The organism is Bacillus cereus group sp. BceL062 (assembly GCF_051780025.1).
Taxonomy (GTDB): Bacteria; Bacillota; Bacilli; order Bacillales; family Bacillaceae_G; genus Bacillus_A; species Bacillus_A toyonensis.
This window is the reverse complement of sequence record NZ_JBPWGY010000004.1, coordinates 238269-260159: the sequence shown is the minus strand read 5'-3', so window position 1 is coordinate 260159 and position 21891 is coordinate 238269. Positions and strand designations below refer to the sequence as shown.

Sequence of the window (21891 nt, the reverse complement as noted above, 5' to 3'; positions counted from 1 at the left end):
TCCTTTGAATAAGGCAACCGCCTTATTCTTCACCTCTTTTCTTACGATGTTTGCAACATTTGTTTCGCTAAATGTTCAGCTGTAGCGATATGTATATGTTGCTTTACGTCTTGTCCGTCTGTCATTAATACAATTGGAGCTGATGAAACTGCTGGGATTTTCAACAATTCGCCACTACTTGCTGTTTCATCAAATTTCGTAAACACGATACCATCTATATGAATATCTTTAAAGTTCGCAATGATTTCAATCATATCTTTACTTTTCATAGAAGCTGATAACGTTAAACAAATATAATCTGGTTCTACTTGTCCCATCGTTTCAATCATTTCTTCTACTGTATCTGACGTACGATAATTTTTTCCGGCTGTATCAATTAAAATATAATCGACGCGTGCTTCTTCTTTAAAATACGTAAGTGCTCTTGTCATTGCCGCTTCATCACGCACAGCGATTACTTCTGATCCAATTGTCTTTACGTAATCTTGCAGTTGCTGTACTGTCCCAATGCGAGAGTGATCCGTCGTAATAAAGCCAACCGTTTTTTTCTTACCGTGAAATTGCCATGCCATTTTCGCAAGCGTCGTCGTTTTCCCAACCCCGGTTGGACCGATTAATGCAATTGTTTGTACTTCTTTTTCAAATACATTTTCAGTGTTGAAGTGAGATCTCATATCTTCCAATATATACCCGATTACTTCCTCTTCTGTAATCATCGTTGCATTTTCAAACTTCACTTTTAACTTTTCAGCATATGCATGAATGAAATATTGTTCTACATCGTTTTGTTCTAGCATCCGAATTACTTTTTGAATAATAAACGGTACAGATTCTTGATTTTCTTTCTTTGCAACTACTTCTTTTTTCTTGGTCGGAACGACTTGTTTCACAACTTTTTGCTTTTTCACTACTTTCGTTTCTTCCGTCTGTTTCACCACGACGATTCCTTTTTCAAACAGCTTTAATAGTTTCTCTTTTTTTCTTGCCCATTCTTCACTATTTCCTGTTTGCATTGCCGCGTATGACATAGAAGTCGTTACATTTTCTAAATTGTGCAGTACTGATTGAATTCCATTTGCCTTCACAATTTGTTCTGAAGAATCATTCACAACATCCATTAATTGTTCATGAAATTGTGCTGTTCCTTCATTCACTTCTTCCTGTTTATCCTCTGGAAAAGCAACTAACATTTCATAATCCTTTTTCCAAAAAAACGGGATATTTCGTTTTACACTTTCATCGACAACGTAATAATAATCTGTACCATATTGGTCAAATAACTTTCGATACAATTCATTTTTCGAAGCTGCTTTTATTCGCATTAACGCTTCTTTCTTTTCTGTACTTTCCATTACTTCACCCCCTACTATTCAATATAGGCAATTTGATCTACAACAATTTCTGGTGCTAATTCACTAATACAAAGCACTTGCGCTTCTATTTGATATCGTTCTAGCAGTCTTACAATCGCAAATCTGAAATCTTTTCTACGCGTTAATAATACTGGTTCTCTTCCCATTAATCGCGCTTGTTTAAAGACGCGCTGTACTTGCTCAACGACACGTGTTTCTAAATCTAAATCCCAGTTTAATAAGTAACCTTGATAGGAATTGTTCACAACATCCGCATCTAGCTCTATTGAATCAGAGAAAAGCGCCGCATAAATTTTCCCGTCCGGATTTTTTGCATTTTCACAAATAACTTTTGAAATACATTCACGGACGAATGCCGTTACACCATCAACATGATTTTGATACACTTCTTTTCCGTCAATAATACCTTCAATAATCGTTGGTAAATCACGTATTGAAATACCTTCTTTTAGAAGTTGTTTAATAACATTTTGAACGAGTGATAAATCGATTTCTTTCTTCTTAATCTCTTCTAATAAAACGCCATTATCATTTTCAAGAGAATTGATTAAGTCTTTCACATGTTGACGCTGAATTAACTCATGAAGATTACGTCTAACGACAACATCTAAATGTGTAATTAATATACTAAGTGGCTCTAACACTTGATAGCCCTTCATTTGTGCATCTTGCACCATATGCTCTAAAATCCAATATCCATCTTCACCGAAGATTGGATCTTTCGCTGGTTCTGCATCTAGATCAGCCATTACGTTCGGTGTTTTTAGTGCTAATAAGTAACCAGATTTTAAAACACCTTCAGCCGCCTTCGCACCTTTAATACGAATAATGTAACGACCACGTGGTCTAAAACTCGTATTATCTTTAAAGTTAATGCCAGGAACGTTAATACCAAGGTCGGTAATAATCGATTTCCTCATAAGAACAACTTTATCACGAGCTGTCTCCCCATTAATTTTTTGCTTTACAAGTGCCGCTAAATCTAAACCGAGTTCTACAATAATCGGATATTTATCTGTAAAGACTCCAAATGAATCTTCCACTTGTTGTAATTGCTCATCCTCGCCTTGAATCATTTCTAATTCTTTTTGGAGCTCGTCTTCTTTCTCTTTCTTTATTCGCTTTTTATTGCGAATTCCTAAGAAGATAATTGTTCCACCAACGAGAGCAAACGGTATGAATGGTAGCGGAGTAAAAATACCCATTGCGATAAACAAACCACCGAGCGCATATACAACAACTTCATGCGCTAATAACTCTTTAAAGATACCTTCCGTTACCGTATCCGGTGAACCATCAAATACACGCGTTACGATAATACCTGTTGAAATCGCAAGCATTAACGAACCGATTTGGTTTACGATTCCGTCACCGACAGTTAACTGTGTATAATGAAGAGCCGCATCTGCAAAGCTCATTCCTTGCTGCATCATTCCGACAATTAAACCGAAAATGATATTTACGAATAAAATGACAATCCCGAAAATAACGTCCCCTTTAATGAACTTCCCGGCACCATCCATCGCCCCGTAAAACTCTGTTTCCATATTTAATTTTTTTCGTTTTGCTTGTGCATCTTTTTCTGAAATAATACGCTGGTTTAAATCCGCATCGATAGACATTTGTTTCCCTGGTAAAGAATCAAGTGTAAAACGAGCTGCTACTTCAGCTGTACGAGATGCACCGTTTGCAACGATAAACTGGAAAATGATTAAAACGATAAAAATAACGATACCAATTAATAAGTTTCCGCCAATTACGAACTGACCGAACTCTTCAATAACATGACCCGCATTTCCGTCTGTTAAAATCGCTCGCGTCGTCGAAACGTTAATCGATACGCGGAAAATCCCGATTAATAACAACATCGTCGGAAATGACTTTAATTCATCCCACTCGTTAATACTTGTCGCTCGCATATAAATAAGTACTGACATACTTAGTAGAAAAACGATAACGATATCAAGTACAAATGGTGGAAGTGGAATTAGGAGCGCCACAACGAATGACGCTGCTAAAAAGATAGAAAAATAGGTTCTTGCAGAATCCATCTTAAACAAAGAGATCCCCTCCAAACGCGCTATTATACTTCAAGTTCATTCGTTTGAATTAAATAGCGCATAACTTCAATTACAGCTACGTATAAATCTTCTGGAATCGTCTCATCTTCCTCGACTTGATAATATAAAGAACGAGCGAGCGGACGGTTTTCCACCATCGGTATTTCTTGTTCACGGGCAAGCGTCCGTATATATAATGCGAGCTCATCTTCCCCTTTTGCAACGACAATTGGCGCCGCATCAACTTGTTTATTGTAACGAAGTACGACTGAAATATGCGTCGGGTTATTTACAATAAACGTTGCACCATCCATCTTTTTCGCAATAGTCCCTTGCAAGATGGCATGCATAAAGTTTTTTCGTTTCCCCTTTACTTGTGGGTCCCCTTCATTATCTTTATGCTCTTGTTTTACTTCTTCTTTTTTCATCTTAATATCTTGCTCGTACTCCCACTTTTGATAAATGAAATCAATAATAGAAAGAACGATTAAAATAATTAAAATAGCTAAAAAGATAAATTTAATTTGCCTAATAATTTCAGTAAGTGACGCAGTCCAGTTAAATCCAATCATACTCACGATCTTCTCTAAATTCTTTTTAAAAAGAACGTACGCAACGTAACCGATTAATCCCATATAAAACAGTGATTTCAAAATATCTACTAAACTTTTACGACTAAACAGTCTCGTAAAATAGTTTTTCGGATTAATACGTGATGCTTTCGGCTTTATGACTTTAGAAGAAAATAAGAAACCGACTTGAATCATATAATTGAATAAATGAAAAGCATATACGAGTATTAATATAGGAGCTGATACTTTTAGTAGCAAAATCCCCATTAAATAAAAATACTCGGTCGAATCTGTATTTTTTCCGATTTGATCAAACAGCACCGCTACAGAATTGGCAATCTCAAACCCTAGCCAATCTCCGAAAAAATAAACGACAACTGCTAATACGAGAATAGAAAATAAATTATTTAAATCTTTACTCCGGGCGATATTCCCTTCTTCACGCGATTTTTTACGCTTCTGCGGGGTGGCCTTTTCTGTTTTATTATCCTTTGCCATACGCGTCCCCCTACTTCGTTAAGAAAAAGTTAAATAGTGTCGTATACTCTTCCAGTAATACATCTGTCATATTTTTAAACACATAACCGAGCATCGGTACGCTCATCGCAATAAATAAAATACCACATGTAATTTTAATGACGAATGCATTCATAAAAATATTTAATTGCGGTGCATTTTTTGCGATTAAAATTAGGACGAAATTAATAATGAATAAGCTTCCCATAAGCGGTAAAGCAATTTCGACCGCTGATGTAATCGCAAATAATAACGTTGCGAGTAGACTATCTAAAAAACTAGTCGTCAACAATTTTGAAATCGACTCTGTATATTGAAACGACTTTAAAATCGTGGCAACGAAATAGTTAATGCCGCCAAGTGAAATAAAAATAATGAGAAAAAATATATCGAAAATTGTTGATAGTAAAGTAGACTGCGACCCTGCGTTTACATCAAACAAACTTGCCTGTGATAAACCGATATCAAAGTCTAAAATATGTCCGGCCATTTTCGGAATGTTCCACAGCATTTCTACAATTTTTGCAAGGGATAATCCAATTACAATTTGCGTTGCTGCATAAGCTGCGACGTCCCAAACTGTCTTTATGTGAGAGACATCAACTTGATCGGCCACTGTAATCGAAAGACCAAGTCCAAATGTAACCTTTGCCATTGCAGGAATCGACCGTCCTGAAAAGAAAGGTAAAAAATATAAAAATGAAGTAATACGGCAAAACGCAAAAAACGTCGCCGCCCATAATTCCATATTCATTTCAGTTCACCTATCTTAGTACGAACGCAATAGCGATGGAATTTTATCAAATAAATCTAAAATAAGTGTCGTTAACTCTTGAAACATCCACGGACCTAAAATGATAATAACGAGCACTATACTCGCCATTTTCGGTAAAAACGTCAACGTTTGCTCTTGAATTTGCATCATCGCCATAATGACAGCGATGATAATAACGACAATCATACTTACACCGGCAACCGGCATTAAAATCATAACCCCTTTATAAAAAAAGGTTTGAAAAATATCTATAATTGGTGACGTATTCATTTATATGACTCCTATCACATAGCATCAAACGCTTCAGGCGACCGTTTTAAACATTATATCGACGATTTTTGTATATCCACCTAAATATACGAAAACGAGTATTTTAAACGGTAAACTTAAAATCATCGGCGGTACCATCATCATCCCGAGGTACATTAAAAGTGTACTAATAATCAAATCTATAAATACAAACGCTAAATAAATGAACATCCCCGTTAATAATCCTTTTTGAATTTGCGTTAACGTAAAGGATGGTACGAGCGTAAATAATGAAAGGTCTTTCAAATCTTTCGGCAACTCTTCACCGCGTACTTTCAGCATCATTTTTAAATCATGCTTATACGTATGCTTCGCCATGTAATCTTTCATAATTGGAGCCGTCGTCTCCGCAGCTTGACTTACAGTTATTTTTTCTTTCGTCATCGGATCCCACACATCACTCTTTAACTGACCTAACACCGGTTGCATCGTAAATAGTGATAAAAACAAAGCAAGTCCAACAAGCACTTGGTTTGGTGGTAAGTTCATTACCCCAAGTCCTTGACGAGTTATTCCAAGAACGATCATAAAATAAGTAAAATGCGTAAATAAAAGAACGATAGAAGAAGATAATGATAGAAGGGTAACGAGTGCAAATAACTGTACACTTGAATTACTCGTAAACTCTTTTCCATTTTCGAAATTAATAAAACCGTTCGGGGCTGCATACGCTGGATTTACAAAAACAATTGAAAAAACGATAGAAAATACGAAAATAACGGCTAATAATGATAACTGTTTCTTTATTCTCATGATGGATCCTCTACTTTTTTCGTTTCACTCTTCACCGCGTCTTCTAGCGCTTGTTGAAACTGATTTCCTGTTCCTGTTAATTGCACAGACTGCACACCATTATTACTAATAACAGTGAATACTTGCTTGCCATCCACTTCAAATAAAAAGGCGCTCGTTTGATGATTTAAATATACACCGTCTTTTACTTGAATATGGCCATTTTCACCTTGCTTAAAAAACTGCTGTTTGCGCGTCTTTTTCGTCATATAAAATGCACCGTAACCGAGTGCACCAAACAGTAAAACGACTTGAAATAAGGTCGTCATATACGACATATGACTCCTCCTCTACTCTTTATCTTGCATTTGACTTTGCGCCTTCATAAGCGCAGCTTGCTTCTTATCAGCTTCAATTTCAGAAATAATAATGCCGAACTTCTCGTCCATTACGATTGCTTCACCGATGCCGACCTTCATATTACTTAAATACACATCTACTTTATGTCCTAAGTTTTTCTCTACTTCAAGAACATCGCCAACTTTTAACTGCTTCACATCACCGAGCGTAATAGATGACTTTCCAAGCTTTACGCCAAGTTCAATCGAAATATCTGAAACAGTATCAATATGTGCTTTACTCGCTTCATTTCGTTTCCCTGCAAATTCTTCTAATCCCATTAAGGACACAGGAGATACTTCATGCTTCATATGGATCCTCCTACTCTACAAAACTTTTAAATAGGAGCGCTTTACGCGTTCCATCTTTCCCAATAAAACAATTAAATTTATGCTTTCCATCTACATAACCGAGTAATTCATCCGAAACTTTCGTATGAATTGGAATAATATCGCCTTCTTCAATTTGTTCAATGTCACTCATTGTCATTTTCTGCTCACCAATTGCAACGTGAACAGGTTTGTACACTTGATTTACTTTCACTTCCACTTCAGACGTATACTTTTTACGTTTATCTGAAGAATGTTCGACAATATTTTCAGACGTTAACTTATCCATAATTTCTTCAACAGATAAGAACGGAATCCCGATACGCACCGTCGTATTCCAAAAATCTGTTTTCATATTTACGTTCAGTAATGAAATTATATCGCTCGCTGTCGTAATCTTTAATGCATTCGGATCTGTTTCCGTCGTTACAAACTTCGGTTCAATCGCAACAACACTTTCAAATGATTGCTCTAAATTTTTACAAAGAAGCAAGAATATATTATCAAGCGTTAAAAACTCAAACGCCGTTAGCGGTCTGCGCATCGTAAAGTTACGCTTACTATCTCCACCAAGCCAGCATTCATGAATATAAATAACAAATGCTAAATCAATCTCAATAACAATTTCTCCAAGCTCTGGTAAACCGAGATCAATTACGCAATATAAATAATAATCCTTCGGCATTTTCTCCACATACTCACTCGTAAATGGAACTTGCTCAACTGTTGAAGGCTCTAGCTCAATCGGAATACGCATACGCGCTGACAACGTCTGTGACGTCTGTTTTCCAAACGTAGAAGCAATCGCTTGCAAACTACGTAAATGCTCAACACCAAACTTCTCTGGTCTATTAAAATCATACTCTTGAAATTTCTCTTGCTTCCCTGCTTCTTGTGCAAAAGCTGGCATTTCCTCGCCTTCATTTACCGCCTTCAGCAGGGCATCAATTTGCTCTTGGCTTAATTTTTCGCCACTCATGACAATCCCCTTCCCTACCTTTTCAATTCAACGATTTCAACGTACATCTTCCCGTTTTTCGTCAAAATCCTTCCGGTTCCAATCTCTTCATTCTCAAGCATAAGACGCACCGTATTTTTCGTTGAATTTTCAAGACGATACAATGTACCTTTCGTAATATGAAGCAGATCTTCAATTTTCTTTTTCGTATTTCCGATTTCAAAATAAATTGTTAACGGAATATCATCTTGTAATTTCAAATCTAGCCAACTCCCATATCATGTTCACGAAAATTTCATGTTCTCTCTATATATGAAATTTCTTATTTTGAAACGTCGATATTTAATATTTTTTTAATATATCCTTGCGTTTCTTTAAATGGTGGTACGCCTCCGTACTTTCTCACATTACCAGGACCAGCATTATAAGAAGCAAGCGCCAATACTAAGTCACCGTTATTTTTCTTTAAATAACCGCTTAACTCTTTCACGCCGCCTTCAATACTTTCAGCTGGTGAAAATGGATTCTTCACACCCATCTCCTTCACATTCGCTGGCATAAGCTGCATAAGCCCCATCGCACCTGCATGTGACACCGTTTTCGGATTAAAATTAGACTCTACTTCAATCATTTTTTGAATTAACGTTTTCGGAATTCCATATGTACGGCTAACGCGATCAATAATATCCTCATACTTCCCTTCATTGGAAGAACGTATTTTTTGAATATTATACTTCTTCGTTAATTCCCACGTATCAACAGCCTCATTTTTCGTTTCTGGGAAACGTCGTTCAAACTCTTTTTGCGCGACTTGCACTTCATCTGCTTTCTTCGTTTCAGCCTTTTCTTCAGGCTTACTCACTTCCTCTACTTTATGAATAGATTGTTCCGGTTTAGTAACAACCGTTTCTATTTTCGTAGATTGTACCGGCTGACTCATATCTTCTATGTTTGCCGGCTGCGTAGTACCCTTCGTCTCCTTTGCAGGTTCACTCTGCAACTTCTCTTGAAAACGACTACTAACGAATGCTTGCGGACTACTTAGCTTTTGCTGAATTTGTCCTTTCTTATATGCAAGCACTTCTTTTACTATATTTCCAACTACCATAATATCACCTTTTCGGTAAACAAAGATAATCTAATATTAGAGTTTTTTTTTAAAGTTTGCAATAATCCTTTTAATAATTATGTAATAAAAAAATGAATATATTGTTAAACTGTTATTTTTTTATATTTATTAATTCGAATTTTTAGTTGACACCCGTTGTAGCAAGGATTACAATAAATCTCGAAATTGATTTTTTCGCATATTACCGTTTTTCAATTTGCAGAAAAGTCAATATAAAAAAATGGGGGTTTCTTAACATGAGAATTAATACAAACATTAACAGCATGCGTACTCAAGAGTACATGCGCCAAAACCAAACAAAAATGAGCAACGCTATGGACCGTTTATCAAGTGGTAAACGTATCAACAACGCTTCTGACGATGCAGCAGGTCTTGCAATCGCAACTCGTATGCGTGCACGTGAAAACGGTTTAGGAGTAGCAGCTAACAACACACAAGACGGCATGTCTTTAATCCGTACAGCTGACTCTGCTTTAAACTCTGTATCTAACATCTTACTTCGTATGCGTGACATCGCTAACCAATCTGCAAACGGTACGAACACTAGTGATAACCAAAAAGCATTAGATAAAGAATTTTCTGCATTAAAAGAACAAATTGATTACATTTCTAAAAACACAGAGTTTAACGATAAGAAATTATTAAATGGCGATAACAAATCTATTGCTATCCAAACTCTAGATAACGCTGATACAACTAAACAAATCAATATTAATCTAGCTGATTCATCTACTTCAGCTTTAAAGATTGACACATTATCTATTGAAGGAACTGGTACTAAAACAATCGCAATTACAACAGCAGACATTGCGAAAGATACAAACATTGCTGCTTTAACTGCAGCTAAAGGTACTTTAGCTGGTTTAACTGGTTCACCAACTGAAGCAGCCCTTACAACAGCAGTTGAAGGTTTTAAAACGGCATTCGAAAAGGTTGATAAAAACTTAATGAGTGACACTGCAATTAAAGGTATTGAAACTGCAATTAAAGCGTACGATGAAGCTGGTACTAAAACACTTGCACTTGCTCAAGCAGTTGGAGCTGCTTATACTGCACCTACAGCAGGTAATATTACAAAAGCTGCACCAAACGCTTCTGAAGCAATTAAATCAATTGATGCAGCTCTTGAAACAATCGCATCTAACCGTGCAACACTAGGTGCTACATTAAACCGTCTTGACTTTAACGTAAACAACCTGAAGAGCCAATCTTCTTCTATGGCTTCAGCAGCTTCTCAAATCGAAGACGCTGACATGGCGAAAGAAATGTCTGAAATGACTAAGTTCAAAATCTTGAACGAAGCTGGTATCAGCATGCTTTCTCAAGCAAACCAAACGCCACAAATGGTTTCTAAATTATTACAATAAGCCATTTGAGTTAGTTTCCTGAATAAACCTCTCTGCTTGCGGAGAGGTTTATTTTTTCTATATAGATAGATTCTTTATAAAACTTTCTTTTTTATGTGGAAGAGAGTATCCCCGATGCTTAGAAGCGGTCAGTGCTTATCTTGATCCCCTCTTATGTTAAAACACAAACAGTAAATAAGCATAAGCCCCTCTATCCTTCCATAACTGTTTATTAGATTAAAAGATACCAACTATATCAATCTATAAGGAGTGTCTATTATGCGTATTGGTACGAATGTTTTGAGTATGAATGCTAGGCAGTCGTTGTATGAGAATGAGAAACGTATGAATGTTGCGATGGAGTATTTGACGACTGGTAAGAAGTTGAATAACGCTTCCGATAATCCCGCTAATGTTGCGATTGTGACTCGTATGCATGCGAGAGCAAGTGGTATGCGCGTGGCAATTCGTAATAATGAAAATGCGCTATCGATGCTTCGCACAGCAGAAGCTGCCCTTCAAACTGTTACGAATATTTTGCAGCGTATGCGTGATTTAGCTGTTCAATCTGCGAACGGTACAAATTCAAATAAAAACCGTGATTCACTAAATAAAGAGTTTCAATCTTTAACAGAGCAAATTAGCTATATTGGTGAGACAACTGAGTTTAATAATTTGCCCGTATTTGGCGACCAAAACCGTCCTGTTACATTAGATGATATCGGTCATACAGTAAATCTAACGAAACATATTCCCCCTTCCCCTACACAACATGACATCAAGATTTCAACAGAACAAGAAGCAAGAACGGCAATTCGTAAAATTGAAGAAGCCTTGCAAAATGTATCACTTCATCGTGCTGATCTTGGGGCTATGATAAATCGTTTACACTTTAATATTGAAAATTTAAATAGTCAAAGTATGGCCCTAACAGATGCTTCTCCTCGAATTGAAGACGCGGATATGGCGCAGGAAATGAGCGATTTTTTAAAGTTTAAATTATTAACTAAAGTTGCGCTCAGTATGGTTTCACAGGCTAATCAAATTCCGCAAATGGTTTCTAAATTACTACAATCTTAAAAATTTGTCTTCCCTCTTTGAAACGATTCCACACAAAACAAAAGGGAAATACATATAAACTATGTATCTCCCTTTTATTTTGTACCCAAATTTTATTACTGTGTTACAGTCATAACTTGTCCACTACGATCAACCATAATTTTCATTTTCCCGTCTTGTGCGTTATATAACCCTAATTTATGCAAATCTTGTTTACATTCTTTTACGAAGTAAGGCAATGTGCGAATTTGATCGATATCAGAGCTCGTAATGAAATGAATTAAATGATGCGTCATTTCTTTTATATCATGAACAAGCTCTTCCTTTTCTCGCTTTAGTCTTTCATTTTCAGCTCGTAATACATGCAATTCGCTTTCAAGACCACGTACATCCTTTTCATTTTCCGAACGCCCAGCAGCCATGCTTGAAAGCTTATAAATGCCTTCCATAAACTGATGGAGTTCATCTTCTTTTCTTTCACTACATTGACTAATTGTTTCAAAATTATCAACGATACCAGATATAACTGTTACAAGACTTTTTTCATTCTCTGTATTTTGAACTTCTTTTCTTACTTCTTGCTTGTTTTCTTTTTTCATTTCAACGATTTGTTCTTTTACGGGTGTATATTTTCGCTTTCGTCCTGGTTTTTGTTTTTCAATATTTTCAAACGGTATTTCACGTTTTTTCAATTTATAATACGTATTTTGCAATTGACTTTCTGTTTTCGGAAAAAGATTTAGTTCATTTTTACTAACGTATTTTGAAATATTTAAAATGTTTAAACCGTGACGTTGACAAAATTGATACACTTCATACAGTAACTCTAGCTCAGACTTCAGCCATGTAATTGTTGATTTTTCATAAGCTCGCATACCGCCATGTTTTTCTATATCTATTTGGAATAAAACCATTCTATTATATAAATCGACTAACTCTTCATACTCCACTCGGAATTGTTTCTCTATTTTTTTAAATTCCGTTTCTAATTTCATATCATTCATTTTATTATTTGACATGTTTTGTAAAAGTTTTAATACATTGATTGCTGTGTGGTGATACATAATCTGTGCCACTCCCCCTCATCCTTTCACAATTCTCATCTGACTCCCATGTCTTTTAAGAAATAGCAATTTTTACATATCCATATTATAACATTTCGAAATTGTCTGTCAAATAATTAACATACAAAAACGTATGGAAAGTGTAAAAAAGAAAGAGTATTATTTAATTAATATGCAATTATACATATTAATTACATATAATTATATTATATGGTATTTTTAATATATTTTCACCGAAAAAGTTTGCGCTACCACGAAATATCACTAACATAAACCAAAATATGTTCTCTTATATTTTTAAACAAAAAAACGTTACTTATTAATTAAACCAATTGAAAATCTCGAAATAGAGACGATTCTTACAACCACAAATACTCCTTCTACCTGTACAGCGTATAGAATACTAAAAAGGAACTAGCCAGTACTACTATACATGGCTAGTTCCTTTTTCCCCACTAATAGAAGAAAGTTTCCAACCCTCAGTCGAAAGCTCTCTTCTCCTGCTTACTTGAAACCACTCCATATCTTTGGTCTTACATCGTACAGAGCTCTATTAGGCACTGACCGCTTCCAAACTTCGCTAGAGGTTCTATTCCAGCAAAAAAAACGCTTTTTAAAACTCTTTTACAACACTAACTTATCAACTAAACCAATTAACTCTTGAATATCTGGCTTACTTACTTGAGCATTTGCTCCTACAGCTTCACCTTTATGGAATAATTCATTTGTAATTAATGAAGAGAAAATAATGACCGGTAAACGATTCATTATTTCACCATCCTTAACCACTTTCGTTAAATGATGTCCATCCATTTTTGGCATTTCAATATCAGTAATTAGCAAGTGAATGTGTTCAAACATTTTTTCCCCTTGCTCTTTCGCTAATTTTTCAATTTGTGCTAATGCTTCCGCACCATTGCTGAAGAAGTTCATTTTCGTATATCCAGCTGATGATAAAGTTTCTTCTAGTATTTGGCGAAGCATTGCTGAATCTTCTGCAATATAAATAACTTTTTCAGCACGATCTGTTTTTTGTTCTAATCCTGAAAGTGATTTATTGTCATAACCAGTACCGCTAATTTCACATACAATTTTTTCATAGTCTAATAGTAAAATAATTTTCCCATCTAGTTTTACAATGCCAGATGTCGTTTCTTCTAGTCCCATTGATAATGAAGCTGGTTCATCAATTTGTTCCCATGAAATACGTTGAATACGATGTACTTCGTCAACGCGGAAAATAACTTTCATTTGGTTTAATTCTGAGATGATGAATTTCGTTTGATCAAGTGGCTTTGTTGATTTTAAATTAAGAGCCGTTGCTAAGTTAATAACAGGTAAAATTTCACCACGTACTTGAACAACACCTTCAACTGCATGATGAGATTCTGGCACAGTTGTAACAGGGAATGGATTAATGATTTCACGTACTTTCATTACATTGATACTAAATAGATTTTCACCAACAGTATATGTGACAATCTCTAATTCATTTGTTCCACTTTCTAATAAAATACTTTGTGCTTGTGACATAAAGGTGTCGCTCCCCTTCCATTAATTCCGTATATTTAATTATTAAGCTTTATAAAAGAGAAAAAGTCAACTACCTATATGAAAAATATAGATAGTCGAACAATTTATTTACGCTTAATCTTGTATAAATGAAGCAAGTGCCTCTAATAACACTTCTTGTGCCCCTACAATTTCTGTCGGCATTGCTTCCCATTTTTTTGAAAGTTCCGTTTCTACTCTCATTCTTAACTCTTGATTCATTTCTTCGAGTACATATTGTTTCGTCGCTATATCAACATCAAGTAACGCGAGTGCATATAGTTCTGGATCGTTTATTTTTTTAAATAATTGTTTTAATATAGCCGGCGCTATATGTTTTAATTTTTCAATATGAATTTCCTTATCCGAAAATAGTAGCTCGTATTGAATAAACGCAACATTTTCTTTAATTACTTTAAAATAGCAATTATTTTTTTTATCATTCACAAAATAACCGTTCGGATCTGCGATAATACTCTCTACTTTACGAATTAAATCTGGCAAACTACTCGCCGCCATTACAGTCCGCTGCTCAACCTCACTTGGCGAAATGAATGTAACGCGATACTTATTCTGCGCCATCCTCCTCACCTCTCCTTTTATAAAAATGTATCCCCACAAACTATCCAAAAGGCACTGGTTTGCTATGAGACAATTATCTTATCTCCAACCAACCATCACAGTACCTCTCCATAGCACTACTCTTACAACTACAAGCCCCTCAGAACCATAGTTGTTATCCATACTATACTACAATTCGCTTATCTCTTATTAAACTACCTTGGTAACACTTCATACCGCTGTTTCTACAACGTTCGAGCACCCTTATAAGCACTTAAACCCTACCAAATCTCTCAAACCATTAAAAGGGCTTTTAAGAGCTTTTAAGTAACTCGATATTATTGAACCAAAACGCAATTTGCTGATCCGTTATCCCTGATAACGTAACAAAAAACTCACGGCACTTCATCTCGTCCTTAAACAGTTGATACTTCCAAACTCCATCACTACCAACACTTACGAAATAAAACTCATGAATACGGCCAATGATGGCTTCCTTTTCACCAAATGAATACGGAGGCACTTGCTTAATTTCAAATTGATCCGGTAAATATACATGCTCTTCTCGTTCCATTTTTAGCACTTGCTCGGCAAGTTCACGTTTATTTTCGAAAAAAGGCAATTGTAAAACTCGCTCTTGTCTTGTCATACGAATAAAAAACCCTTTCTACTACATTACAAGTTTTCTTTATAATATATTATCGAATTAAGTTTACAACTTCATTTAATACTTCATCTGATACTTTAATTACTTTCGCATTTCCTTGGAATCCACGTTGATACAGCATTAAGTCAACGAACTCAACAGATAAATCTACATTGGCCCCTTCTTGTGCGCCACCACGTACTTTACCTGCACCGTTTTGACCAGATGCTCCAAGTGCTAAAATACCTGTTGTATTCGTCGCTGTATAGTTACCATTACCTGTTTTCATTAGACCGCCTTCGTTCGGGAACATCGCAACAGCTAATTGGCCAGCAGATTTCATACTTCCATCAGAATATTTTACCATTACATATCCACCGTCAGCAATGAAGCAATCTTTAACCGTTGCCGCTGCTCTACCATCTACGTCTGTTACTGATAATGTTTTATCTGTTGGATGATTTGTTAATTTACTGAAATCTAAATTTATTGTTCCGCCATTAAATGGGATGGCTGCTCCTTGTTGTACCGGATCTGGATTTCCAACTTTGTCAAATTTCAATGTACCTGTTGAACCTTGACCTGTAACATCTTCAAACTTTGTATCTTTTATCGAGTCATTACGTCTTTGCACTTTATATGTATACTCGTGTTCATTCGTTTTTGTAAATTCTACACGCATTGTCCACGTATTACCAGCATCATCATAAAACGGTAAGTCTTGCGTAATTTTACTTTCATTAACCGGGATATTCCCTTTAATTGTACCCTTTGTTGTTTGAATACCACCAATTGCTGTTCCCATTGGAATTTGCAACGGTCCTGGAATTCCAGATAAATCAACTTCACCAGTTGCCTCATTTGCAGGGTATGCAAATACGTATTGACCTTCAGTATTCGTAATATAGTAATCTGAAGATATCCCAAACGTACCTTTACGAGTAAATTCCATATTTCCGCCTTTTGAATCACCTACAACGAAGAAACCATTACCTTCCATTGCTGCTTGTGTTTTACCACCTGTTAACGTAATTGTACCATCACTATAATCCGTAACCGTACCACTCATTTTCACACCGTTACCGATACTTTTCGGATTCGTTCCTGCGTATTTACCGTCACTTTTTGCACCAATTGAATTGTTATATAGTAAATCATCAAACATTGCTTTTTGTTTTTTATAACCAACGGTTTGTGCATTGGCAATATTATTTGAAGTTACACTTAATGCATTTTGTGTTGCATTCATTCCTGTAATACTTGTATATAACGCTTTAATCATAACGTATGGACACTCCTCATGAATTTGTAGTTTTTACTTCTTCAGTTGTTTTTTGATCTTCTTTCTTGACATCCTCTGGATTCGTTTCTCCAATCGGTTTATCAGACACTCTCTCAACGAAACGAAGAGATACGACTTTATTATTAATAATGAGCTGTACATCATTATTCTCTGCAAGGCGAACCGTCTCTACTTGACCAGTTACTTTGTTTCCGTCGCCGTCAACACCTCTTACGTACTTCCCTAAAAACTTCATACCGCCATCAAGCGCTGTCGAATACATCGTCGTTCTTAAAGAGTCAACTGCTTTTGTCATATTTTGCACTTGCTCCATAAGAGATAACTGCGCTGTCTGATTCATCATTTGATTCATATCCATTGCATTAAATGGATCTTGATGTTGGAAACTTGATAAAAACAATTTTAGGAAGTCATCTTTCCCCATTACCCCAGGAGTCTTTTGTGCTCCTGCTGAAACTCCGTTTGTTTGTTGAACTGGCGATTGTACACCATTCACAGATGCGTTTTTTGCTTGCGCTCCTGCTTGTAACGGAATATGATTTGTACTCGTTGTATTTAACCCAACTGTTGGCACGCTTTATTCCTCCAATAATCCCGCAAATTCTTTTGATTGTTGTTTCTCATGTTGCGTACTTGCTAATTTCTGCTTTTGTCTTTGTTCTTGTTCTCGCTGTTCTTTACGGTTTTCATCTTTATCCGAATAGCTAATTTGAATATTAATTTCTTTTTCTTTTAGCTTTAGCCTCAATTCATCAAAAATGATTTCAACACGTTTTTTTGCATCGTGTTTTTCCATTTCTACATGCACATCAATTTGGTCGCCATGCTTTTTCATAAATACAGTTAACGTTCCAAATTTTTCTGGATTTAGCTGGAATAAAACACGTTCTTGTTTCACTACAAATTTTTGCAATGCTTCTACTTGCGCTTCCATTTTCTTTCCTAAGTCAGGTAATGTAACCTTCTCAGCGCCACTATTTGATTTTCCGATTTGATCAGTACTCGTCGCTTTATTTAATAACTCCGCACCCGTGGAACTCGAATCACTTAACGAATCGACTTCTGGCAACTCTACCTTCACATCATCGCTCTCTGATTTCAGAAGATCTACATCTTTAGACTCTTCTTGTTTTTTTGCAATATTACAAGTTTCTGTCTCTACAACTTTCAAAGCCTGCATCATTTGCTCTGGCATCTTCACTTTGTCTAACACCATTTGCATTGTATCTTCTAAACATATAGCATTTTTAATATTCATATTTGAAAGGAGCTCTTGTAATTGTTGTAATTCACCTGCGGGTAATTCGTTAAGCTTTATATTTCCATATTCTTTATACAGCTCTTGTATTTTTTGTATGTATTGATATAACAATTCTGGTTGCACACGTAATTGCTCAATTGCAACCATTTGCTCAGATACAGCTAATAACAACTGTTCTGTCTCTTTTTTTTCTTCTTTCTTTACACTTGGTTCTTCTTTCGTTACCGATGGTTTAGAAAGATTATATTCTTTTTTCTCTTCTTTTGGTGCTTCTTCTCGTTTCGTTTTCTCCGTTTTCGGCTGCTGTTTATTTTCCATTCTCAACGTACGATCAAATGAAGAATTTTCATTTTTCGATTGTATTTCTAGCCCTTTTTCTTTTTGCGGAGGTAAACTTTGTTGCACCGGTAATACAGACTGTATCACTACATTCACCTCATCCATTCATACACATTTTTAAATCAAGAAGCATTTTTTCTTCTAGCTTTTCTTGCACTTTTGCAAGCTTCTTACAATCTTCTTGATACATTTCATCAATGACACGTTCTTTTTCTTTTACTTGCTCTAAAAGGCTTTCATTTTTTTGAATAAAACCTTCTGTTTTTTTAATTTTTCGATTCCATTCTTCTATTCTTTCAGGTGAAAACGTATGTGAAGAAAGCATGCCAGCCATAATACGTTGACCAGTTTGTACGACTTTGCTACGTGATTTCACAACGTATAAATCATATTCTTTTTTTTGTTCTATTTTTCTTTTTTCAGCTGTTAGTTCGTACACTTCTTTTAAAATATGTTCTTTTTCTTGATTTATTTGCAATTTTATCGTGTCGTACTGCTGTTTATCCACCTGTTTTCATAGCCCCTTCCTATTATAACGCTCTCTTTTTCTATTATATAGTTTTTTTCCAAAAAAATCTGTGAAATATTAAAAAACAAAAAAATAAGACCCCTTTAGTAGAGGCCTTATACTATATGGTGTATCGCTTGAACGATATCATCAAATTGGAAACTATCCGATCGACCTTGCTTTAAAAACGTATTTATATCTTCTACTTTATTTTTACATTCAAAAATATAAGCATTTTCTTCATTTTCTTGAATCGTCCCTAATTTAAAGTACAATTCATTTTCTTTATAAATAGATAAGATTTTTCTCATTTCATTTGCAAGTTGCCAATGGTTAGGCGACACAATTTCTTCCATAATCCTACTTACTGAATCTAACACTGAAATGGCAGGATAATGACTAAGCGTAGCAAACTCACGCTTTAATACAATATGCCCATCTAAAATACCACGTGCTAAATCTGGTACAGGACCGTTTAAATCGTCTCCATCAACGAGTACGGTATAAATCCCTGTTATAGATCCTTTTTTTGTTTTACCAGATCGCTCTAACAGCTTCTTCATATAACTTTCCATTAACAGTGTTTTACCACCAATCGGTAACTCTTTCACTGCAATATCAACACTTCTACGCGCATCAGCAAAACGAGTGACAGAATCCATCATAAGTAGTACGTTGTTGCCTTGATCACGGAAGTATTCAGCAATAGATGTTGCAAGCTTTGCCGCGCGAAGTTGCATCAGATGGCTTTCATCTGACGTCGCTACAACAACAACGCTTTTCCTCATACCTTCTTCGCCTAATTCTTTTCGAATAAAGTCTTTTACTTCTCGGCCACGTTCTCCTACTAAACTAATAACGTTAATATCAGCTTTTGCATTTTTCGCAATCATTCCAAGTAAAGTAGATTTACCAACACCTGATCCAGCGAAAATACCAATCTTTTGACCGATACCAATTGTTAACATAGAATCAATTGATTTTATTCCCGTTTCAAATACATCAGTAATCTCTTCACGCTCAAATGCATGAATAGGGGGGGCGTCTAATTTTATTTTCTGTAGTGGAATGTTTTCAGCGTCCTCATTTAACACTTCACCATTCGCACTTAACACTTTTCCAAGTAAATGATCACCACGAGGTACGACAACATCTTCTGCAATTAATGTAACTGAATCCCCGTAACATACTTTTTCTGTCTGTCCAAATGGGAGTAACATATTATTCTCTTTTTCAATCGCAATTACTTCACATAAAACATTATGTTCTCCAACGAAACAAACATCTCCAATTTTCGCTTTCGGTCCTTTCGCTACGAAGAACTGTTCTTGTACACTATGAACTTTACCAATTTTCGTATAAAACGGTGTGTCGATAAACGTATTCCACTTATTTTGTTCATTTATGAGCTTGTTGTTCATACATTTTGCTCCTCAAACAACTTCTCTTCTTCCCATTTATGACGAAGTTTCGCAAATATAGGTGCAAATTTAAATTCAAAAAACTCTTTCTCTTCCTCCAAAACAAATTCACCGAACTGCAGGGAGAAATCATATTTCCATTCTACTAATTGTAGTAACCAATACTCTTTCGTATTTTCCTTCTCTTCTTGAATACGTTCAAACGTTTCTGGATGTACTGTTATTATTAATTTTTCAAATGAAGTAGGCAACGTTTGAACGATGCCAGTTAAAATTGGTAACACATCAAGTAATCGCGAATCTACCGCTTGGTTTACGATTTTTTCTGCTAGATGAAAAGATTGATCCCACAATAACTCTGTCCATTCGTATGCTGTTTCTTGTTGTTCTTTTTGAAACTGCATACGTGCTGCTTCCATCTGTTCCATTTGTTCATGAATATGCATTTTAAATTGTTCTTTATCTTGTACTAGCTGCTGACGCTCTCGTTCTAGCATTTGCTGCCCTTGTCTTAACTGATTCATTTCCATATGTAATGATTCTTGCTGGGCGCGAAGCTCTGCATGATCAGCTTGTAATTCTTCCTCTTCTATTTGGACTGAAGCTGGTTTTGGAAATTGTAATTCATACGTTTCTTCAGAAAAAGAAACAGAATTCTTCGGAATTCTGTTTTTAAATAAGGACATCCCCTTCACCTCTTTGAACGATAATTCTTCCTTCTTTTTCTAGCTTTTTAACTGTACCTGTAATCGTTTGCTGCGCTTTTTCAGCATCCGTCATCTTAAGCGGTCCTAAGCCATCTAATTCTTCTAGAATCATCTCTTTGCGGTTTGAAGACATACATGTAAATAATTTTTCTTTAATTTCTTCTTTTGCAATTTTAAGTGCTTTCGCAAGAACACCGTTATCTGAAATTTCTTCCAATACACGGCGAAGCGCAAGATCTTCAAGACCAAGTAAATCTTCAAAGACAAACATATTTTCTTTAATTTTCTCAGATAACTCATAATCGACTTCATCCAGCTTTTGAAAGACTGTTTTTTCAACACCTCGTGAAACATTATTTAAAATGTTCACAATCGTTTTCAAGCCATCAGTTTTATTAATTGCACTAAATGCCATATTATTTAATTTCGCTTTTAACAACTCACCAATTTGATTAATTAATTCACCATCAACTTGTTCTAGTTTTGCAATACCCATTACCGTCTCTACTCGTTTATGATCTGGCAATCTCTCAATTAATTGAGAAGCAAGTTGCGGTTTAATGTAAGAAGCAATTATCGCAATCGTCTGTGGTGATTCATCATTGAGCACTGTAAGAAGTGGTTCTAAATCTGTAAGTGAATTTAAGAACTCAAACGGATTATCTTTGTTATACCAAAGGTCTTCCAATAATTTTTCCAGCTCGTCTTCGGGCATGTTTTTAAATATGCGACGAATGTACTCTTTATCTGGAGTGACTAAGTTTAATTCTTTTACATTTAATTCATATAAGAACTCCCCTAGCACATTTTCTAACGTTTCTGGTTTATATACACGAAACTTCGCAATTTCACGAAGTAATACTTCTTTTTCCTCAGCTGTCATATATTCAATGACTTTTGCTGCCACCCCTTCGTCTAATGTACGAATGAGGATGGCAGCTTTTTCTTTGGAGGAGATTTCATCTAACATCGT

Annotated in this window: 24 protein-coding genes; 2 read left to right on the top strand and 22 right to left on the bottom strand. The window is 35.6% G+C overall.

Going from position 1 to position 21891, the window contains the following annotated elements; translation table 11 throughout:
- Positions 1-41: 41 nt before the first annotated feature.
- The 11 genes from flhF to ACS2MN_RS12305 form a co-directional block, all read right to left on the bottom strand.
- Positions 42-1352: a flagellar biosynthesis protein FlhF gene (gene flhF / locus ACS2MN_RS12355; RefSeq protein WP_000446163.1), complete on the bottom strand. Its 1311-nt coding sequence runs from the start codon at positions 1350-1352 to the stop codon at positions 42-44.
- A gap of 14 nt (positions 1353-1366) precedes the next feature.
- Positions 1367-3433 (bottom strand): flagellar biosynthesis protein FlhA, encoded by a 2067-nt coding sequence (gene flhA, locus ACS2MN_RS12350; protein WP_346994122.1) that lies wholly within the window; start codon positions 3431-3433, stop codon positions 1367-1369.
- A gap of 23 nt (positions 3434-3456) precedes the next feature.
- Positions 3457-4503, bottom strand: coding sequence for a flagellar type III secretion system protein FlhB (gene flhB / locus ACS2MN_RS12345; RefSeq protein ID WP_001030092.1), 1047 nt, complete (start codon positions 4501-4503; stop codon positions 3457-3459).
- 10 nt (positions 4504-4513) lie between these two features.
- Entirely contained in the window at positions 4514-5275 is a 762-nt protein-coding gene (locus ACS2MN_RS12340; RefSeq protein ID WP_098806170.1) for a flagellar biosynthetic protein FliR, read from the bottom strand.
- Positions 5276-5290: 15 nt separating this feature from the next.
- Positions 5291-5566, bottom strand: coding sequence for a flagellar biosynthetic protein FliQ (locus tag ACS2MN_RS12335; protein ID WP_001098085.1), 276 nt, complete (start codon positions 5564-5566; stop codon positions 5291-5293).
- Between the two features lie 33 nt (positions 5567-5599).
- Positions 5600-6358 carry a flagellar type III secretion system pore protein FliP gene (locus ACS2MN_RS12330; protein WP_098806169.1) on the bottom strand — a complete coding sequence of 253 codons (759 nt, stop codon included), beginning with the start codon at positions 6356-6358 and terminating at the stop codon, positions 5600-5602.
- A complete protein-coding gene (locus ACS2MN_RS12325) occupies positions 6355-6675 on the bottom strand; it encodes a hypothetical protein (RefSeq protein WP_000121169.1) in 321 nt (106 codons plus the stop codon). The genes ACS2MN_RS12330 and ACS2MN_RS12325 overlap by 4 nt, the downstream gene beginning before the upstream one ends.
- Positions 6676-6687: 12 nt before the next feature.
- Positions 6688-7047, bottom strand: coding sequence for a flagellar motor switch protein FliN (fliN, locus tag ACS2MN_RS12320; protein WP_000680022.1), 360 nt, complete (start codon positions 7045-7047; stop codon positions 6688-6690).
- Positions 7048-7057: 10 nt separating this feature from the next.
- Positions 7058-8044 carry a flagellar motor switch protein FliM gene (fliM, locus tag ACS2MN_RS12315; protein ID WP_000012358.1) on the bottom strand — a complete coding sequence of 329 codons (987 nt, stop codon included), beginning with the start codon at positions 8042-8044 and terminating at the stop codon, positions 7058-7060.
- 14 nt (positions 8045-8058) lie between these two features.
- The gene (locus ACS2MN_RS12310) at positions 8059-8283 is read right to left on the bottom strand and encodes a flagellar motor switch protein FliN (RefSeq protein ID WP_000775714.1); all 225 of its coding nucleotides are present in this window, start codon (positions 8281-8283) and stop codon (positions 8059-8061) included.
- Between the two features lie 62 nt (positions 8284-8345).
- Positions 8346-9131 carry a lytic transglycosylase domain-containing protein gene (locus ACS2MN_RS12305; RefSeq protein WP_088055374.1) on the bottom strand — a complete coding sequence of 262 codons (786 nt, stop codon included), beginning with the start codon at positions 9129-9131 and terminating at the stop codon, positions 8346-8348.
- A 257-nt stretch (positions 9132-9388) separates the two neighbouring features.
- Between ACS2MN_RS12305 and ACS2MN_RS12300 the strand changes: the two genes are divergently transcribed.
- Together ACS2MN_RS12300 and ACS2MN_RS12295 are read left to right on the top strand one after the other, a co-directional pair.
- On the top strand, positions 9389-10519 hold the full coding sequence (locus ACS2MN_RS12300) for a flagellin N-terminal helical domain-containing protein (protein WP_001222391.1): 1131 nt from the start codon (positions 9389-9391) through the stop codon (positions 10517-10519).
- A 258-nt stretch (positions 10520-10777) separates the two neighbouring features.
- Positions 10778-11578, top strand: coding sequence for a flagellin N-terminal helical domain-containing protein (locus ACS2MN_RS12295; protein ID WP_098806168.1), 801 nt, complete (start codon positions 10778-10780; stop codon positions 11576-11578).
- Positions 11579-11673: 95 nt separating this feature from the next.
- On the opposite strand, the gene ACS2MN_RS12290 is transcribed toward ACS2MN_RS12295, so the two are convergent.
- The 11 genes from ACS2MN_RS12290 to fliG form a co-directional block, all read right to left on the bottom strand.
- The gene (locus tag ACS2MN_RS12290; RefSeq protein ID WP_000274704.1) at positions 11674-12621 is read right to left on the bottom strand and encodes a DNA-binding domain-containing protein; all 948 of its coding nucleotides are present in this window, start codon (positions 12619-12621) and stop codon (positions 11674-11676) included.
- 624 nt (positions 12622-13245) lie between these two features.
- The gene (locus ACS2MN_RS12285) at positions 13246-14154 is read right to left on the bottom strand and encodes a chemotaxis protein (protein ID WP_000075949.1); all 909 of its coding nucleotides are present in this window, start codon (positions 14152-14154) and stop codon (positions 13246-13248) included.
- Between the two features lie 114 nt (positions 14155-14268).
- Positions 14269-14754, bottom strand: a complete 486-nt coding sequence (locus tag ACS2MN_RS12280; RefSeq protein ID WP_000068315.1) for a hypothetical protein — start codon at positions 14752-14754, stop codon at positions 14269-14271.
- Positions 14755-15046: 292 nt separating this feature from the next.
- Positions 15047-15382 (bottom strand): DUF3964 family protein, encoded by a 336-nt coding sequence (locus ACS2MN_RS12275; RefSeq protein WP_000198189.1) that lies wholly within the window; start codon positions 15380-15382, stop codon positions 15047-15049.
- Positions 15383-15431: 49 nt separating this feature from the next.
- Positions 15432-16661: a flagellar hook protein FlgE gene (gene flgE, locus ACS2MN_RS12270; RefSeq protein ID WP_087950290.1), complete on the bottom strand. Its 1230-nt coding sequence runs from the start codon at positions 16659-16661 to the stop codon at positions 15432-15434.
- A 16-nt stretch (positions 16662-16677) separates the two neighbouring features.
- Positions 16678-17256: a flagellar hook assembly protein FlgD gene (locus ACS2MN_RS12265; protein WP_098688851.1), complete on the bottom strand. Its 579-nt coding sequence runs from the start codon at positions 17254-17256 to the stop codon at positions 16678-16680.
- 3 nt (positions 17257-17259) lie between these two features.
- A complete protein-coding gene (locus tag ACS2MN_RS12260) occupies positions 17260-18369 on the bottom strand; it encodes a flagellar hook-length control protein FliK (protein WP_000616448.1) in 1110 nt (369 codons plus the stop codon).
- 10 nt (positions 18370-18379) lie between these two features.
- A complete protein-coding gene (locus tag ACS2MN_RS12255) occupies positions 18380-18790 on the bottom strand; it encodes a hypothetical protein (protein ID WP_000360857.1) in 411 nt (136 codons plus the stop codon).
- Positions 18791-18906: 116 nt separating this feature from the next.
- Positions 18907-20211, bottom strand: coding sequence for a flagellar protein export ATPase FliI (locus ACS2MN_RS12250; protein ID WP_438894702.1), 1305 nt, complete (start codon positions 20209-20211; stop codon positions 18907-18909).
- Positions 20208-20897 carry a FliH/SctL family protein gene (locus tag ACS2MN_RS12245; RefSeq protein ID WP_000051698.1) on the bottom strand — a complete coding sequence of 230 codons (690 nt, stop codon included), beginning with the start codon at positions 20895-20897 and terminating at the stop codon, positions 20208-20210. Before ACS2MN_RS12245 ends, ACS2MN_RS12250 begins: the two co-directional genes overlap by 4 nt.
- On the bottom strand, positions 20884-21888 hold the full coding sequence (fliG, locus tag ACS2MN_RS12240) for a flagellar motor switch protein FliG (RefSeq protein ID WP_000883355.1): 1005 nt from the start codon (positions 21886-21888) through the stop codon (positions 20884-20886). The genes ACS2MN_RS12245 and fliG overlap by 14 nt, the downstream gene beginning before the upstream one ends.
- Between the last annotated feature and the right edge of the window lie 3 nt (positions 21889-21891).